Source organism: Streptococcus mitis (assembly GCF_000722765.2).
GTDB classification, from domain to species: domain Bacteria; phylum Bacillota; class Bacilli; order Lactobacillales; family Streptococcaceae; genus Streptococcus; species Streptococcus mitis_AQ.
The window spans coordinates 192,501-207,122 of record NZ_CP028415.1 but is presented as its reverse complement, the minus strand read 5'-3'; the positions used below and the strand labels follow the sequence as shown (position 1 = coordinate 207,122).

Annotated in this window: 14 protein-coding genes (1 of these 14 cut by a window edge); 1 reads left to right on the top strand and 13 read right to left on the bottom strand. The window is 40.7% G+C overall.

Annotated elements, in window-relative coordinates; all coding sequences use genetic code 11:
• Positions 1-67 precede the first annotated feature (67 nt).
• From SK637_RS01005 to tgt, 5 genes are all read right to left on the bottom strand, one after another.
• Complete coding sequence (locus SK637_RS01005) at positions 68-433, bottom strand: DUF1033 family protein (RefSeq protein ID WP_033688032.1); 366 nt, start codon at positions 431-433, stop codon at positions 68-70.
• 145 nt (positions 434-578) lie between these two features.
• Positions 579-1,637 carry a zinc-dependent alcohol dehydrogenase family protein gene (locus tag SK637_RS01000; RefSeq protein WP_033688031.1) on the bottom strand — a complete coding sequence of 353 codons (1,059 nt, stop codon included), beginning with the start codon at positions 1,635-1,637 and terminating at the stop codon, positions 579-581.
• Positions 1,638-1,799: 162 nt separating this feature from the next.
• On the bottom strand, positions 1,800-2,951 hold the full coding sequence (nagA, locus tag SK637_RS00995) for an N-acetylglucosamine-6-phosphate deacetylase (protein WP_033688030.1): 1,152 nt from the start codon (positions 2,949-2,951) through the stop codon (positions 1,800-1,802).
• Between the two features lie 151 nt (positions 2,952-3,102).
• Entirely contained in the window at positions 3,103-4,920 is a 1,818-nt protein-coding gene (locus SK637_RS00990; protein WP_033688029.1) for an acyltransferase family protein, read from the bottom strand.
• 100 nt (positions 4,921-5,020) lie between these two features.
• Positions 5,021-6,163, bottom strand: a complete 1,143-nt coding sequence (gene tgt, locus SK637_RS00985) for a tRNA guanosine(34) transglycosylase Tgt (protein ID WP_001285237.1) — start codon at positions 6,161-6,163, stop codon at positions 5,021-5,023.
• 129 nt (positions 6,164-6,292) lie between these two features.
• Between tgt and SK637_RS00980 the strand changes: the two genes are divergently transcribed.
• Positions 6,293-7,150 carry a DUF975 family protein gene (locus SK637_RS00980; protein WP_033688028.1) on the top strand — a complete coding sequence of 286 codons (858 nt, stop codon included), beginning with the start codon at positions 6,293-6,295 and terminating at the stop codon, positions 7,148-7,150.
• 25 nt (positions 7,151-7,175) lie between these two features.
• On the opposite strand, the gene pcp is transcribed toward SK637_RS00980, so the two are convergent.
• The 8 genes from pcp to SK637_RS00940 form a co-directional block, all read right to left on the bottom strand.
• Positions 7,176-7,820, bottom strand: coding sequence for a pyroglutamyl-peptidase I (gene pcp / locus SK637_RS00975; protein ID WP_033688027.1), 645 nt, complete (start codon positions 7,818-7,820; stop codon positions 7,176-7,178).
• Positions 7,821-7,932: 112 nt separating this feature from the next.
• Positions 7,933-8,295 (bottom strand): DUF1304 domain-containing protein, encoded by a 363-nt coding sequence (locus tag SK637_RS00970; RefSeq protein WP_078352959.1) that lies wholly within the window; start codon positions 8,293-8,295, stop codon positions 7,933-7,935.
• Between the two features lie 10 nt (positions 8,296-8,305).
• Positions 8,306-8,731 carry a MarR family winged helix-turn-helix transcriptional regulator gene (locus SK637_RS00965; RefSeq protein ID WP_033688024.1) on the bottom strand — a complete coding sequence of 142 codons (426 nt, stop codon included), beginning with the start codon at positions 8,729-8,731 and terminating at the stop codon, positions 8,306-8,308.
• 326 nt (positions 8,732-9,057) lie between these two features.
• Positions 9,058-10,260, bottom strand: coding sequence for a LysM peptidoglycan-binding domain-containing protein (locus SK637_RS00960; RefSeq protein WP_033688023.1), 1,203 nt, complete (start codon positions 10,258-10,260; stop codon positions 9,058-9,060).
• Positions 10,261-10,422: 162 nt separating this feature from the next.
• Entirely contained in the window at positions 10,423-11,046 is a 624-nt protein-coding gene (locus SK637_RS00955; protein ID WP_033688022.1) for an HAD family hydrolase, read from the bottom strand.
• A gap of 3 nt (positions 11,047-11,049) precedes the next feature.
• Positions 11,050-12,330 carry an MATE family efflux transporter gene (locus SK637_RS00950; protein WP_033688021.1) on the bottom strand — a complete coding sequence of 427 codons (1,281 nt, stop codon included), beginning with the start codon at positions 12,328-12,330 and terminating at the stop codon, positions 11,050-11,052.
• A 60-nt stretch (positions 12,331-12,390) separates the two neighbouring features.
• Positions 12,391-13,875 carry a threonine synthase gene (gene thrC / locus SK637_RS00945; RefSeq protein WP_033688020.1) on the bottom strand — a complete coding sequence of 495 codons (1,485 nt, stop codon included), beginning with the start codon at positions 13,873-13,875 and terminating at the stop codon, positions 12,391-12,393.
• 75 nt (positions 13,876-13,950) lie between these two features.
• A protein-coding gene (locus SK637_RS00940) for a glutamate-cysteine ligase family protein (protein ID WP_033688019.1) crosses the window boundary here: on the bottom strand, positions 13,951-14,622 show its 3' portion. 606 nt of this gene lie beyond the right edge of the window; only the last 672 of its 1,278 coding nucleotides appear in the window; its start codon lies beyond the right edge, outside the window; the stop codon is at positions 13,951-13,953.

Below are 14,622 nucleotides of genomic sequence, written 5' to 3'. Positions count from 1 at the left end.
CCTCACCTATACTATTCGCAAAGATTTGGAAAAATAAAAAAAGCAACTCCAAAAAGTTACTTTTTCTCTATTTTAATTTCATACGACAAGAACGGTGCCTTTCCTGACCTGTTTGTTTTTCATAGCCTGGGCGTAGCTTTTCGTCTGGAATAACCTGCTCATCCTGCAAAAGAGCCAAAGAATGGTATTGTTGTAAATACTCATCACATTCATCACACCAGCGTTGGTCTTCTGGATCCCAAAAAATGGTCATCAAGTCACTTCTACTTTTATAAAGAGGGGATTCTTGTTCCAATCTGAACCAGCAAGTTTTGTAGTATTTGAGAGCATCATAATACTGGTCAAATTTTCTACTTGCTATAATATCTTCTTCCCAACCTTCTAAGAACCACCAGGGTTCAAAATCTCCATACATTTCTATAACACGATACATATTCATTCATTCCTTTGTACCGTATATTATAACCAATTCCGATAAACAAGGAAAGAAATATGCTCATCTCTTAATTTTTTGATAAAAAATCCAGCCATCTGATGGATGACTGAATTTCTATTCTGTTCCAAAATCTTGTTACTACCTAGACTTCTGAGATATCGTTTTCAATAATGACTTTGATTGCATGGTGGTCTGCTGCCTTACTGAAGACTTCATAGGCTTTTTCAATTTCACTGAGTTTGAAATAGTGAGTTACCAATTTTTCTGGTTCAATCTTATGACTTTCAAGAGCTTTTAACAATTGTGGAGTTGTATTTGTAGATACCAAACCAGTTGTTACATTGATGTTGCGAATCCAAAGTTTGTCTAAATCGAATTCAACTGGTTTACCATGCACACCACAGTTGGCAACTGTTCCGTCTACACCGATAATCTTTTGACAAAAATCAAATGTTGCAGGAATACCAACAGCTTCGATCGCAACATCTACACCACGACCATCTGTCAAATCATAAATTTCTTTAATCGCTTTTTCAGGGTCTGAAGAATTAACCTTGTGAGTCGCACCAAATGATAGGGCAGTTTCCAAGCGGTTATCGTCTAAGTCCACCATAATCAATTTGGCTGGTGAGTAGAACTGAGCTGTCAAAAGTGCAGCCAATCCTACTGGTCCTGAACCAATAATGGCTACGCTACAACCAGGTTCTACTTTCCCTTTTAAGACACCAATTTCATATCCAGTAGGTAGAATGTCTGATAGCATAACCAAAGCTTCATCTGATAAATCTTCTGGAGTGTGGTAAAGAGTGTTATCTGCATGAGGGACACGTAGATATTCAGCCTGCATACCATCAATCAGGTGACCGAAAATCCAGCCACCTTCATCTTCACAGTGGGCATAAATTCCTTTTTTACAGTAGTAGCATTTACCACAGGCACAGACACAAGAAATCAAGACCTTGTCGCCTTTTTTGAAGTTAGAAACTCCTTCCCCAACTTCTTCAACAATCCCAATCCCTTCGTGACCAAGAATGGTACCACTTTGGCAAGCGGGAACATCCCCTTTGATAATATGGAGGTCTGTTCCACAAATAGTAGTTTTTACGATACGCACAATAGCGTCTGTTGGCTTGCGAATAACTGGTTTGTCAACATCAACAAAAGAAGCAAGTCCTGGTTTAACATAAGTATAGGCTTTCATAAAGCACTCCTCCGTTTTTTTATTTGTACTATTTATAATATAATTGTAAGCCTTTTCAATTGTTTGTTCAAGTTTTTTTGTGATTTTTTTAACTTTTTTATTTACCGGTAAAGCAATATAGATAAAAAAGCAGAAGCTAATCCCTAACTTCTGCTTTCTCTCTTATGCTTGATAACGTTTCACACCGTCTAGATAGGTTGCTACCAATTCCAAATCTTTATCTAATACGATAAAATCCGCATCATAGCCTTCACGGATTTGGCCACAAACATCATCAATGTGAACAGATTTTGCTGGGTTAAGGCTGGCCATCATGACTGCTTCATGTGGATTCGCAATGCCCCATTCGACCACATTCTTCAAACCATCTTTGAGTTTGAGGATAGAACCTGCCAAATTACCAGTAGATTTGAGACGTGCAGTTCCATTTGCTACTACAACAGGGAATTCTCCCAACATATAGTCACCGTCTTCAAGCCCACCAGCTGTCATACAGTCCGTAATAAGAGCGATGTTTTCTGTCCCCTTTTGCTTAAGTAAAATCTCACAAGCTTTTGGATCTACGTGATAACCATCACAAATCAATTCTGCGTAAGTATGTGGGAGCTCATACATAGCACCAACCATCCCCAGTTCGCGGTGTGTTAAACCACGCATCCCATTATAGGCATGTACCCATACACTAGCTCCAGCATCAACTGCCTTCTTAGCTTGTTCAAATGTCGCATCTGAGTGTCCAAGTGCAACTGTCACACCTTCACCTGTAATAGTACGTACAAAGTCTTCTACACCTTCACGTTCTGGTGCAATAGCGATTTTATTTAGCATCCCTTTTGCAGCATCCTGCCAAGAATGAAACTCCTCAACACCCGGGTCTCTCATATAAGTTGGATTTTGTGCCCCCTTAAAAGTTTCTGTGAAATATGGACCTTCATAATAAATCCCACGAATCTTAGCGCCTGTTGCTTCTTTATAATGGTTTCCAAGATTTTCAGTGACTGCAAGCAATTGCTCATAAGTGGCTGTTAAAGTTGTGGGCAAGAAACTGGTAACACCGGTACTAAGAAGTCCTTCACTCATAGTATGCAATGTACCTTCAATGTTGTTGTCCATCACATCTACACCTGCATATCCATGAATATGAGTATCCACAAGACCTGGTGCAATGCTATAACCAGTATAGTCAAGAACCTCTGCTCCTTCAGGAATTTGATCCACATGTTTCCCAAATTTGCCATCAACAAGTTCTAAGTACCCACCGCGACGAATGCCAAATGGATAGAAAAACTGATCTGCTTTAACGTAATTAAGCATAATAATGACCTCCTTAAAAGATTACTTTTGATATTTATTATGTCAATTACATTATAAACTTTTCTGATTCATTTGTAAATGGTATAGACCTATTTTCTAGAGATATTTTAAAAGAGCTGGATGTCTCCAACTCTTCTCTTTTAAATACACGTTATTTTGATTTGACTGGCTTGTCTTGAGCTGTTTGCAAGGCTGTAACAATGGTATCTGCATACAATTTAGCTCCGGCTTCAATTTTGCTAGTGTCACTTCCGAAATGGACTTGGTCTGTTCCTGTCCAGATCTCTGGGTGTTCCTTAGCAACTTGATTCCAATCAGCAACTGTGATATAAGGTGTCTTCTCTGCCAATTCTCTCATATAGGCAGCAGCCTTCTCAACGATCGCGTAAGTCTCTTTTGTCTTATCCCCCTCATAAGGAGTCACCAAAACCATATGGTGGCCCTTAGGAAGATTTTTCACGATACTATCCCAGTCTTCCTTGTAATTTTCAGGATTATTTACCCCAGTTGCAATAACCACCATCTTTGGTAGAAATTTATTCTGGCTATTATTTAGCATGATTTCGTTGGCGGTCTTGGTTGTTCTGCTGACTTGTGCATTAATCTGTGCCCCTGGAAGGGCTGTCTGCAAGGCTGTATTAGCTCTTAATGCTACCGAATCACCAATTAACATAGTGCCATCAGCAATTCCTAAACTATCAGCTTCTGCTCGTTCTGTCATCACCTTTGTCTGGCTAATATTTGTTGCAGCTTGCTTCAAGCCATTGACAGTTAAGTCTGTCTCAAAAGCTCCTACTTGTGGTGCCAACAGAGTTACTAAGAAGACAATGAAGGCCAAAATTCCAGTACTTGCTGCAAGGATTATATGAATATGAGGTAGGGGACGGAGGGTTTGTATAATAGGTGTGTCCTTTCCTGCAATCCAAGGTTCCAACACATAAAATGATAGGCTGGCAAATCCATAAGAAAAAATCAAAGTCAGTAACACAGCAAGAAGATTTGAGGTCAACTGTGAGAAAATAATGTAGAAAGGCCAATGGAAAAGATAAACCGCATAGCTAGTATCCGCTAAAAAGCTGATCATCTTTGGCTCCTGCACGTTAGGAGTCTTTTCATGTAAGACACGCGCCGCCAGAATCATAGCAAGGGCTGCAAGGCTGGCAAGTAAGAAGCCAATAAGATAGGCAAAGAGATAGGTAAATTTGACAAAGAAGGTCAAAATGAGTAAGAAGGCAAAACCTCCTGCAAAAATCAACAGGGTCTTTCGTAAATCCCAGATTTTATCCAACTGCTTAACTAAAGAAGTTGTCTGACGAACACCTACAATCGTTGCTAGGACACTTCCCAAAAAGAATGGATAGACATGAGTTAAACTGGAGAAGTAAACAGAGGAATAAGAGGTTACTAGAAAACTACCAATAAACATGGAGAAGAAGCTGATCAAGAAGGCAGCAGCAGATAAGAGAAAGACCATTCCTCTCAACTGACCATTTGATTTAGCCTGTTTGGATAAGAACCAAACTGCCAATCCCCAAAGAATATAGTAGTGCACCTCAACAGCCAAGCTCCAATTATGAACAAACAAATGGGGAATGAACTGAGATTCATAACTCCCACCTGTTAGAAGTTCATAGAAGTTGGTCATAAAGCCTAAGACACCCGCAATCTGACCCCCAATTCCAGCTACATAATCTTGTCGAACCAAGAAAGTAAAAGGCATGGTCACCAAGACCATCAAAACCACAGGTGGCACAATCCGATAAAAGCGTCTCTTAAAAAATCCAATCAAATCAATCTCATGGTTTTTAGAAAATTCTTCGATAAGTAGAGCCGTAATCAGGAAACCTGAAAATGTGAAAAAGACATCTACCCCGAAAAATCCTCCAGGAAAGATGGTCTGAAAGAAATGATACAAGAGTACCAGTAGTAAACCTGTAATCCTAATCAAGGAAAACCATTTAATGCGCATACGAGTTTATTCTTCCTTTCATTGTACACTTTATTCTATCAAAAAAAGAAGAAAAATCCTAAGAGAAAACTTAGGATTTTTAGCTTATATCTATTCCATTTTAGAAATTACGCCCTGATTTATTATAGCCATATTTTTCAACAAAATACTCACGGAATTCCAAGAGATTGTCATCCATGATGGCTTGTCGCACTTGCTTCATCAGGTTAAGCAAGAAGTAAAGATTGTGGTAGCTAGTCAAGCGGATACCAAAGGTTTCATCGGCCTTGAGCAGGTGACGAAGATAAGCGCGTGTATAGTTCTTACATGTGTAGCAATCACACTCAGGATCCAGTGGCGTAAAGTCCTCAGCAAACTGGGCATTCTTGACAACCAAACGTCCTTGACTGGTCATACAAGTCCCATTACGAGCGATTCGAGTCGGCAAGACACAGTCAAACATATCCACCCCACGAATCACCCCATCAATCAAGCTATCTGGCGCTCCCACCCCCATCAGATAACGAGGTTTATTTTCAGGCAGCAGTTGAGTTGTGAAGTCCAAGACCGCATTCATCTCTTCGTGGGTTTCTCCCACTGCTAAGCCACCGATAGAGTAGCCTGGGAAATCCATGCTGACAAGGTCGTGAGCTGATTGGCGACGCAAGTCTTCAAATCCAGCCCCCTGCACAATCCCAAATAACCCTTGGTCATGTGGACGACGGTGAGCCTTTAAACCACGCTCAGCCCAACGGCTGGTACGCTCGATTGATTTCTTAACGTAGTCGTAAGGTTGGTAAAACTGAGGACATTCGTCAAAAGACATCATGATGTCTGAGCCCAGATTGTTCTGAATGGAGATGGCCTTCTCTGGGGATAAGAACATCTTGGAACCATTGAGATGGTTTTTAAAGGTTACTCCTTCTTCTGTGATATTGCGGCTATCTGCTAGAGAATAGACCTGGAAACCACCACTATCTGTCAAGATAGGCTGGTCCCAATTCATGAACTTGTGGAGACCACCAGCGCGTGCGATGAGTTCATCTCCAGGACGAAGCCAGAGATGATAGGTGTTTGACAGGATAATTCCCGAACCCATCTCCTTCAACTCCTCTGGCGACTGAGTTTTGACAGTGGCTTGTGTCCCAACTGGCATAAACATAGGTGTTGGGAAGGTACCATGGGGTGTGATGATTTCTCCCAGACGAGCTCCTGTGTGTTTTTCTTTCTTAATCAAACGATATTTGATTGGTGAATCTGACATTTTTTACCTCCGAAGCTGGGAAAGACAGTCCCAGTTCATACTTTGTGCCCAAGGGCATACTGTATGATTTTATCAAAAAAAGTAGGAACTGTCACGAACTATGTATAAGGACTATGGTATAATGAAAGAATGAAATACCCAAAAATTGATTTAAAAACCATTCGTCTACAGGCTAGACAATTTCAAGCTGAAAATCCCCGCCTCTTTCTCGTCTATCTCTTACCTAGTATACTGATCATCTTGTCTGGCTTCCTCAATCCCTTAGAGCGTATCAACGAGTCTATTTTAGAGCATTCCTTTTTAAGCGTTCTTGGTCATGTATTCCAAGCCTACCTTTTTCCACTATTGGTCTCCTTTATCGGAGCTATTATTCTAACCAGTTCAATTTATGCAACGCTGAAACTCATCAAGAATCCCGATACAGAACTATCCGTCAAAAATAGTCTCACTCTATTTAAAGAAGAGCACTTTTCACAAACCTTTTTGACTCTTCTCCTCAAACGTTTCTATCTCTTCTTATGGAGCATTCCTAGTTTGCTTGGAATTTACTTTCTTTTTTACAGTAGCTTTCTAGCAAAGAAATTCGTTGTCCTTCATCCTGAATTTCCCAATCTGGATCTCTCGTCAGTTGAAACTGAGCGTTTCCTCATGACCTTTGGTCTTTACTTTCTAGCAAGTATCCTCTTGATGATTGTCGGAAATAGTCTCTATATCCCACAATACTATGCCTATTCGCAGGTAGAATTTCTCCTCTGTGACACCCTAGACTTGGGACAAGCCAAACCCGGACAAATCCTAAAAACCAGCCGTTTCCTGATGAAAGGCTACAAGTTCCAGCGTTTCGTCCTAGACTTACAACTCCTTCCTTGGTACTTCCTCAATTGGATTACCTTTGGAATTGCTAGTTTCTCACTCCTACCCTACATTCAAATCAATAAAATAATTTTCTACCGAGCAGTATTGGCTCGAAAACGTCCAAAAGCTTGAAGGTTTTCCCTCAAGCTTTTTTCTATCAATGAGTTTCTCCGCCTACCAACTTGAGGTCCTCATCTCCATATTCTATCATGGCGCCGATTGCCGCTTCTATCCCTCGCCTAATATCCACTAAACTCATAGCTGGAGTAGTCGGTCTATTCACCACCTGTTCCATCATATAAGGAATATGCATAAACCCTGCCCTAACATGTGGAAATTTCTTTTCTACCAAATAGAGAGCCTGATACATCAAATGATTGCAGACAAAAGTCCCTGCCGTATTGGAAACAGAGGCCGGCAATCCCTCTTTTTTTATAGCTTGGACCATCGCTTTAATCGGCAAACTACTAAAGTAGGCCGAAGCACCATCTGCTCGAATGGGAAGGTCAATCGGTTGATTTCCTTCATTATCAGGAATGCGTGCATCGTCTTGGTTAATGGCCACTCGTTCAGGCGTCAAGCTAGTTCTTCCACCCGCTTGCCCGATACAAAGGACAAAGTCAGGTTGATAACGGTTCATCTCTTCCTCCAATACATGGGCCGATTTGTGAAAAACTGTTGGCACTTCTAACCAACGGACCTCAGCACCATGGATTTTAGCTGGTAAACCTTTAACAGCCTCCAAAGCTGGATTAACCTTCTCACCTCCAAAGGGCTCAAAGCCTGTTACTAATACTTTCATTTCTAACTCCTCAAAACTAATTCAATGAGACTTTTTTCTTAAAAACAAGTATAACATATTTCCCTTATTCTGGAGTGAAAAGGACTAGAGAGGATAAGACTGGCATTAAAGTTTATTTAAAGAGTAAAATACTGATCAAGGTCAAAATAGCTGGTCCGCCTTGCTTTAAAATAATTTTTTTATCTGCTGTGAGAGAGCCATAAGCCGCAGCACCAATCACAAATAAAACAAAAATAGTCACAATTTCTAAATTCTGTGAGAAATAAATCCCATACAAGAGAAAGACTCCTAGCAGAGCATTATAAATCCCTTGATTTTTAAACAATGAACTTACAGACGGACGAGCCAGTTCTTCCTTTTCCATGTTAAAGACACGACTAGTCACATCTGATTGCGTTGCAATACTTTCCAAATAAAAAATGTAAAAATGTTCCAAAGCAACAATCGTTGCTAAAATGATTGTCATAATTGACAGCTATTTCTCCTTAAATTTCTATATTTTCAATCCCCAAAACTAATTTGTTTACTAAACGGCTGAGTTCTGTTCTTTCAGACTCTTTTAAGATACTTTCCATCTCTTCCTCAACCTTGATATGTTGCAGAGGGGGATTCACCACTAACTGCTCCTTGGCATACTTTGTAGCCTCTACCAACACTTCCCGCTGATTTTTAGGATTACGATGACGATCCACCAAACCTTCCTTTTCTAAAATCTTGAAATGTCGGGTTAAAGCGGCCTGATCAATCTTCAAACGCTCCTGAACTGCTATTTGATTACAAGGGGAATGCTTCAACAAAAATAATAAAATCTGATACCGTGTCAAACTAATCCCAAGTCTTTTTTCAAACAATTGCGTACTCGCTTGCTCAGACAAACGGAGTTGATAGAGCAGATCTTGAATCTCTATCATTTCTTTTCTCTTTTTCTTTCCCTTGATTCATCAATAGTTGACTAATCAAGTATGATATAAAGTAAAATAGATTACAAGAATTATGCTTGGATTATTACAAGATGGAAACTTCCCATTTTCCATTCATATTGATACTCAATGAAAATCAAAGAGCAAACTAGGAAGCTAGCCGTAGGTTGCTCAAAGCACAGCTTTGAGGTTGCAGATAAAACTGACGTGGTTTGAAGAGATTTTCGAAGAGTATGACAAAGAAAAAAACGAACGAGACTCGCTTCCTATCACGAAAGCTAGATCTCATTCGTCAAAATGATATTACCAAGTCTGGTTTATCCATTCATTGAAACGTGAACGTGGTCATAGTGGTTTTCTGTCACGCTACCACGGTCTGGCATTGGGTTCCAAGTATTAGCTGGTCCATATTTGCTATCGAATGGAGCATAAAAACGCTGTTTCCAGACAATATAACTAATTCCACGGCTGGCCATATTTTGAATAGCGTATTCCGCAATCTTATCCCCTAGTTCTGAACCTTCTGGTACCATAAAGTCGATAGCCAAACCTTTTCCGTGATCACCGCTGTCTCCTGGACGGTAACCACTAAAGGATGTGATGCCAAACAAGTTGGCAATTTCTTCTTTAAAGGCAGCTGTTTGTGGTTGAAGGCCTGCATTTTCAGATTTTGCTACCGCAAGTCCAGCATAATCGGGCGCAGCTGGAGCTGCGTAAGTTGTTGAAACTGTTTTCTTCTCTTCTGGTTGATAAGTAGAAACTGCTGGTGTAGCTTCATTTGATGAGGCTTCTTTTGCTTCTTCTGAACTTGTTGCAGTTGTTTCAGGCGCTTTTTCTTCTACTGGTGTTGTAGTTGCTTCCACTGCTAACTCGATTTGAGGGCTTTCTTGTGTTTCCTGCTTCTCAGCTGGAGTCGTTGCCTGAGGAGCTGCTTCTGCAACTGCATTGCTTGTTTCGGTTGTTTGCCCCTCTGAAACAGAAGTTCCTGTAGAAGGCGCGACTTCTTCTGAAGCAGTCACTGTCTCTGTAACTTCTGAACTTGTTGCTACTTCTTTTGTACTTGTAGTTTCTACTGCTTTTGGAGCTTCTGCAATTGGTTGAGAAAGATCTGCAACTTGAACAGTTTGATCATCTACGGTCACTTGATTGGTTGTCAAATCTGCTGTCGCAGTTGTCACTTCTTCACTAGAGTCTGCTTGAGGAGTTTGGATTTCAACTTCCGTTACCTCTTCTGCTTCATTGACGGTCGTTGTCAAAACAGTTTCTGGGAAAATCAAGTCCATATTCGTGATTTTATTCAAATTCGCAAGAACTGTGACATCTACACCCAAGGCTTCTGCAATAGTGCTCAAGGTATCACCATACTGAACGGTATAACTTGTTTTGTTGTCCGTTTTAGTCAAATCGTTTTGGATTTGCTCAACACTACGTGCAGTCCAAAGAACTTCTTCTGCTTGAGTTGCCAATACTGGGGCAAAAGACAAGGCTACTGTTGAGGCTAATAATATTCTTTTCTTCATTCTTTCAAATTCCTTTCAAATGAGTACCTGTCTATCATAACACAAAAAATGCAGAAAAAAAGCCCTCTTGGGCCTATTTAACAGAACTGTCTATTCCTTGTAACAAACTCGGTTACTTGAAATAGTTTGTTAGGTCTCTGTCACAAAACTGACACAATCTTTTTATCGCTCAGCCTTAAAAAAACGGGAAATGTCTGCTAACGCTTGAATCCTGTGATTTCCTTCATAAGTCGACTCTAAAAAGTTGATACTTTGAATCCCACTATTCTGGGCAAATTCCACATCCAGAGTCCGATCCCCTATATAATAAGTATTATCATGATTCAACTGATACTTGTCTATCAGATAGTTAGCCGCTTCTGGACTTGGCTTCCGCGCAAAGCCACTCTGACTGGTTAAAATCTCTGTAAAATGAGATTCCAAACCCAAGTCTCTGAAAATGGTAAAAGCATTGTCTCCCTTATGAGTGTAAACAAATTGCTGAATCCCCGTTTCTTTCGCCCAAGCTAACACTTCACGCGCACCTGGCATCAAAACTACCTGGGCATTTTTTTCAGCCAGACTCTGGGCACGCACTTGATTTAGCACTTCCACATCTATCTTTCGCTCTTCTGCCACCTGCATAAGTAAATCCTGCACAGAAAACTTGAGGATAAACTCTCTCACCTGCTCCTTATCATAAGGAATAGAAAACTGACCAAAAGTTTCCTCAATCCCTGACAAAATCGCTTCATAAGAGTCCAATAAAGTCCCATCTAAATCCCAAATAAAAGCTGTTTTTTGCATTTCCTATCCTTTCAAGCTCATATAACGCTGGTAACGGTAACGTAGAAATAACCAACGAAAACCATTATCCAAAAGGGTTCCGGCCCAAATACCAGGCAAGCCCCAACCAAGCACAATCCCCATCAGATATCCTGTTCCAATGCGGATACACCACATTCCTATACTTGTCGCATAAAAGGGAAGCCGAGCATTGCCCAAACCCTGCCAGACTGCTGTATAGATGACTGTTCCTATCGTCATAGGAGTACCAAGTAGTGAAAACAGTGTCACTAGCACACTAGCCTCCACCGCTAGAGAATCATTCGTATAGAGATGAGTCAGTGGTATGCCCAAGGCATAGACACTAAGCGTCAAGGGCAACATGAGAAGCAGAGAAAGCCAAAAGGTTTGCTTGCTCAAACTAGCTACTCTTTCCCAATTATCCTCTCCAACTGCTCGGGCCACCAGCATGACCGTTGCCGTAGCTACGCCAAAGGCAGGCATGTAGTTAAACTGGGTCAAGACTTCTCCAACTGCATTCCCAGCAACTGCCTCCGTTCCAAAAGAAACGACCAAGGCAATGATCACGACATCACCAGCCCGCATCATAAGCCGCTCTCCAGCTGCTGGCAAAGCTAAGGTCAATAGTTCCTTATCTAAACCAAAAGTCGGTTTCTCAAAAGGCAACTTTAATTGCGACCATAAAATCACAAGACCTACCAAGCGAGACAGAATTGTCCCCCAAGCAACACCAGCTATCCCCATATCCAGAACAAAAATAGCTAGACTTGAAAAAAGAATATTCAAGGCATTGGATAAAAGACTCACATAGAGGGGCAAACGTGGATTATGCGTTGCACGAATCAAAGCTCCCAGACTAGTCATTAAACCTAAGAGAACAATCGATCCGCCCACCAAGGATAGGTAGAGTCCTCCACTCTCAGCTACATCTCTCTCCGTCCCCAAAAGTCCTATTATCTCTTGCCCAGCGAAGATGGACAAAGCTCCTAAAAGGAAACTTAATAGTAAAGTAATCTTCAAGGCTTCAGTCACATGATAGGCTAACTTCGACTGGTCTTTCTGCCCCAAACTTTTTGAAATAACACTGGAAATAGCAGCTCCCAGAGCGATGAAAATCGCCTGGTAAATCGTGATAATATTGCCAGCTACTGATACACCTGAAATAGCTATCAAGCCCAAGTGGGCTACCAAGTAACTATCCACCATCCCCATGAGCATCTGCAAAAAGTTTTCGCCCATAGCTGGCAAGGCAATATTAAGAATGTCTTTATTTTTCTTAAACAATCCTTCCTCCTGATGAAAAGAAACTCAGTTGGTTTCCCAACCGAGTTTAATCCCCCTGTCTTAAAGTCCTAGATAAGCCTCAACCGCTGCTTGCATGTCAGCAGCTGCCACTGTTGTCTTGTGACGAACAGGAGCTGTTTCAAGCCCATCAACTGCTGGTGGCACTGCCACTCCTGAAATATCATGTAATTGAGCCAAGGCTTCAAAGTCAGACAAACCAACTTTCCCTGTTACAGCTTCTACTGCAACTACTGGGAACTTGTATGGACTAGCTGTCGATGCAATCACTGTCTTAGTCGCATCGCCAGTAGCAGATTGGTATTTCTTATAAACTGCTGAGGCAACCGCCGTATGTGGATCCTCGATATAAGAATCTGACTCATAAACACGCTTGATTTCTGCCGCTGTTTCTTCCTCAGTCGCATACTCTGCTGCAAAGAGATTAAGAATCTCTGCATCAAAGTCTGTCAACTCATATTGTCCTTGCTCGTTCAAGGCATTCATGAGTTCAGCTGTTTTAACCGCATTATTATCCAAAAGATGGAAAATCAAACGCTCCAAGTTTGAAGATACCAAAATATCCATAGATGGACTAGTTGTTACCTTAAACTCACGCTTCTTGTCGTAAACACGTGTCTTGAAGAAGTCTGTCAAAACATTGTTGTCATTTGAAGCACAGATCAATTTACCAACTGGTAAGCCGATTTGTTTGGCATAAAAGGCAGCCAAGATATTTCCAAAGTTTCCTGTCGGTACCGTGAAGTTAACCTTTTCACCAGCTACAATCTCACCAGTTTTAACAAGCTGAGCGTAGGCATAAACATAGTAGACAATTTGTGGCACCAAACGGCCAATATTCATAGAGTTAGCCGATGAAAATTGCAACTTGTTGGCTGCCAACTTCTCACGAAGAGCCACATCGTTAAACATATGCTTCACATTAGTTTGGGCATCATCAAAGTTACCATCAATAGCGATAACATGAGTATTGTCGCCAGTCTGAGTGGTCATTTGCAACTCTTGTACCTTACTGACACCATCCTTTGGATAAAAGACGATAATCTCAGTACCAGGAACATCCGCAAACCCTGCCATAGCAGCTTTCCCAGTATCACCAGATGTCGCTGTTAAGATGACAATCTTGTTCTCTAAACCATGTTTCTTAGCAGCAGTCGTCATAAAGTATGGCAAGATAGACAAGGCCATATCCTTAAAAGCAATCGTTGAACCATGGAACAGTTCCAGGTTGTATTGGCCGTCTAATTTCACCAAAGGCGCAATAGATGGAATATCAAATTTGCTATCGTAGGCATTGTTGATACAGTAGTCCAACTCTTCAGCTGTAAAGTCATCTAAAAATGCTGACAAAACTAACTTAGCAACTTCCTGATAAGAAGCATCTTTCAATTTGTCAAAGTCCAAATCTATCTTTGGATAAGTAAGCGGTGTAAACAAACCACCGTCCGTCGCCAAACCTTGCAAAATAGCTTGGCTGGCAGTTACCGTATTGTTGGCATCACGCGTTGATTGATAAACTAATGTCATTACTCTCTATCCTTTATCTATAGTCTCTTCCATTATATCATGATTTTTCAGAAAATTCTCGCTTTATAACAAAAATTATAACCCCAATTTGTCTCTCAAAGGCTGTAAATAGCTCATTTCTTGCTTATTTCTCATCACTAGTCCTTCCTCAGCTAGCAGGAGTAAGTCTTTGGAAAATTCAATAATCGTAGTTTCTTCCTCATCTGTAAGCTTTTTCTTAGAAAATTGTCGTCTTAAAAACTTGTAATCACGACCAAATTCCTTAAAGAAAGGTGCTGTTTCTAAATAAGCTTCTAACTTATCTAAATTAACCAACAATCCTAAGTGAAAAGCTGCTGAAACGAAGGTTCTATCTAGAGGCTGAGTACACACACTACGAAACTCAACTGTTCCGCGAGTCGTTAAGTCTTGGTACTGATAACTACGATGAGTTTCAAAATCCTTCTCTTGAACGTAAATAAGAATCTCATCCCCATTAAGAGCATATGCTTGGATTTCAGATGTAGCCAAATAGTCCCTAGCCTGAATCGGATAAAAATAATAGGTTTGTCCATCACGTTCTGCAGTAAAAATTGCAGAATGATCTAGATAATCAAAAAAATCATCCTCATCTTTAAAGAGTCTAGCATTGACCCCGACATTTTCTGGATAGATACCATGCATCGATTCTTCCCAGAAAATATCCCTTGCAATTTTCGTATCCCAATCCTCACCTGAAAACTCAGAATTGGCAAATAAATACGCCTT